The sequence below is a fragment of the Levilactobacillus paucivorans genome (genome assembly GCF_001437125.1).
In the GTDB taxonomy this organism is placed as follows: Bacteria; Bacillota; Bacilli; order Lactobacillales; family Lactobacillaceae; genus Levilactobacillus; species Levilactobacillus paucivorans.
In genome coordinates this window covers 1-2,547 of the sequence record NZ_JQCA01000039.1, presented here as the reverse complement: position 1 = coordinate 2,547, position 2,547 = coordinate 1, and the positions used below count along the sequence as shown (strand labels likewise).

Sequence of the window (2,547 nt, the reverse complement as noted above, 5' to 3'; positions counted from 1 at the left end):
ACGCCTTATGAAATATTCTTTAATGTAGTGTTGCACTTAATTTGACAATTCAAGAGGGAATTGTTGCTAAATGGATCATCAAAAAATAGTCAATCAATTGATTGGCTATTTTTGATGATATGAATAATTGGGTTTCATGTTTTGTTTAATTATTTATTTTGCGGTGTGGGCGAACCGTGAACAAATAGTGTTTTAAGTATCCTGAACTATACATCAAGATAGCAGCGACAAATCCAATTGTTAACAAGACTAATAATGATGACATGGTGGTACTCGATCCATTATGGAAATACAAAGTATTTGTTAGTGTTTGCATGCTAAATCGCATTGGAACCCAACTGTAAATTCCCTTTCGGTACAAAGGATCAAGGGTTTCCGGTGCATAAGATATCACGGCAATTGCTAGGAACCAGACTATGAGTAGTAATGGGTAGAAAGCAAATCCCAACCAATCCAGGACACACGTTATAATAAGATAAAAGACAAAGATACTAATAGACATTAATCCGATAAAGTTAATTGGGTTTGGAATTGTTAGGTTAAAGCATACATTAACAAATAAGAACCCAACTGTTGCTGAAAGAATACTTGCTACCAAACCGGTAATTAGTTGACTAGTTATTGTTGTAGCATTTAAAAATTTTGAAGCGCTTCTTTTTGTATGTTCGCGCCATAAAATAAGAGAGGGAATTAAAGCGCTAAACCACGCCAATGCCACTAGAAGCATGGGTGCTGTGCCATTAACCGTGTGCTTTTCAATTTTATTAGACTCATGAGTAGATACACTAATAGGGGTCGAAACCAAATCCCAAGATTTTGCGGATAAATTAATCTTATTTTTGCTAAGAACACTTTGTTGCTGTGCGCTAATTCGTGATGAAAGCGTATTTGCAATCTGAGGAAGTGCTTGGGATAGCAATTGCGATATTTGAGCATTCATTCCTTGATTAATACTGATCTTAATCTGTGCAGGGTGAACGGGTTTCTGTGTAACAAATTTAGCTTGAAGCAATTGTGATTTTGCAGAATCTGGTAATTCCTCCTTTTTTTGAAGAGTAGTGAGCTTTTGGCTAATAATTTGGGCCTTTAGCGATTCATTTTGCTGCTGTAACTCTTTTGAAAATCCTGATCTAATAATGAAAGCCCCATAATACTTTTGATCATTAAAACCATCTTTTTGTGGAGATACCCATTTGATTTTTGAATCTTTTCCATTGAATTTCTTTCGCAACTTACTTTCAATTTTATTGCTGAGAACTCCTTTGTCTTCGTTGACAAGTGCTACAGGAATTTGTTTTACTTTGACAGAGTTACGTATGCCAAAAAAGGAAAATGAAACTATTCCAATAATTGCTCCAACAAGCAATAATGCTAACCAATATCTTTTACTACGAATTACATCGAACATCTGATATTCCTCCCTTTTAAGCTAAGTACTAATAATAGTGGACATTATTTTGAAAAGACATAGACAACTTTTTTTGAAACGTCACTTATGCATACAAAATGTTATTTGTGTATACTTAAGTTACATATGGATCTATACTGATGTTTGGAGAAAAGGAGGAACTTATGACTGATTTAAGAAATAAGAGAACAGAAATGTTAATTGAAAATTCTTTTATACAATTAGTAAGACAACAGGGATTTAATAATGTATCGGTAATTGATATCTCTAATAAAGCCTTGATCAATCGTCAGACATTTTATAGGCACTATCAGGATAAGTATCACTTGGCCGCGAAAATGATTCAGGATTTTGTGTCGACTTATGATTCAGTATTGAAGAAAAGAAGTAATTTAAATAAACAAAATCAAAACTTTTTGAGCATTACATCCATATTGGCACCTGATATAAAAAATCTTTTAATCAAACAACGTGAAAAGATTTTAGCATTGCGCTCTATTCAATTGGATAGCAAAGATTTGAGTAGTGAGATAAAAAGGGTTTTAAGAAACAATCTTGTAAGTATGCTGGAGGAAAAACCTGATAAGTTTGAAATGTCATTATTAACTTCACTTATTCTGGGTAGTTTTAATTACCTAATTGATGAACAAGAATTTCCTGATACAAGTCAAATACAACATGCAATTACAGGAATCCTTTGTTTGCTAAGCTAAACCTGAATTATTCATATAAATCCCAAAATTTACGACAGTTACTGTAGTATCAACGTTGTCTAATGTTTTCACTTTTCACCTGTTGGGTGATAAAAAAAGAACCCCAATCTGTTAGATTGAAGTTACCACAACCATCAATCGAAGAGAGGGATTCCAATGTTTAGCGTTCCGAAAATTCATCTAGAAAGCAACCAGCAAGTGATTTTAACACATGATGGTGGGCATTTATTGACATAAGAGCATTTAGGGAAAGTAGAATCTTTCTATTTTCAATAAGTTAACGTGACGGCCATTAGGGTATACCCTATTGGCCGTTTTTATTTCTGCGCTATACTAGGATTTACTAATGTTCATTAGAACTGTCCAAAAAGAGAATTGGAAATGGCTAAAATCGGTTATGCGCGTGTGAGTTCCAAGGAGCAACAT

General features: G+C 33.8%; 2 protein-coding genes. One reads left to right on the top strand and one right to left on the bottom strand.

What is annotated here, in order from left to right:
- Positions 1-145: 145 nt before the first annotated feature.
- Entirely contained in the window at positions 146-1,408 is a 1,263-nt protein-coding gene (locus IV54_RS03885) for a YhgE/Pip domain-containing protein (protein ID WP_057878090.1), read from the bottom strand.
- A 164-nt stretch (positions 1,409-1,572) separates the two neighbouring features.
- Between IV54_RS03885 and IV54_RS03880 the strand changes: the two genes are divergently transcribed.
- Positions 1,573-2,121 (top strand): TetR/AcrR family transcriptional regulator, encoded by a 549-nt coding sequence (locus IV54_RS03880; RefSeq protein WP_057878089.1) that lies wholly within the window; start codon positions 1,573-1,575, stop codon positions 2,119-2,121.
- The last annotated feature ends 426 nt before the right edge of the window (positions 2,122-2,547 follow it).